Below are 542 nucleotides of genomic sequence, written 5' to 3' on the forward strand. Positions count from 1 at the left end.
CGAAATCGCGTTCCGCGCCGTCGGAGAAGGCTCCGGTCAGCGGCGCGATCTCGACAGCTATGACGACGACTACCTGCATCTTATTTTGTGGGATGAAAAGGAGTTGGAAATTGTCGGCGCCTACCGCTTCACTCCGACCGCACAGCAAATTGCCCATAAAGGCGTTAACGGCCTGTATAGCCACAGCCTGTTTCAGTATGGGGCAGAAATGGACCCGATTCTGGCGCAGGGCATTGAATTGGGGCGCAGTTTTATCCAGCCTAAATACTGGGGAAAACGTGGGCTCGACTATCTGTGGCTGGGGATCGGCGCGTATCTTGCTCGTTACCCGCAATATCGCTATCTGTTTGGCCCGGTCTCGCTTTCCGGCACCCTGCCACCGAACGCGCGGGATCTGCTGGTCGCCTTTTATCGCCTGTACTTCTCACCGAGTCAGCCAATGGCTACCTCACGTCGGCCTTATCCGGCCTCGTTGCCCGATGTGTTAAAACAGTTTGAAGGCACCGACTATCAACAAGATCTGACGCGGCTAAAAAGCATGC

1 protein-coding gene is annotated in these 542 nt (G+C 55.5%); it reads left to right on the top strand.

What is annotated here, in order from left to right; translation table 11 throughout:
* Positions 1–542 (top strand): GNAT family N-acetyltransferase (locus tag J5224_RS34725; RefSeq protein WP_264629355.1); only part of this gene is annotated, 542 nt, incomplete at both ends.

Source organism: Candidatus Symbiopectobacterium sp. NZEC135 (genome assembly GCF_025962695.1).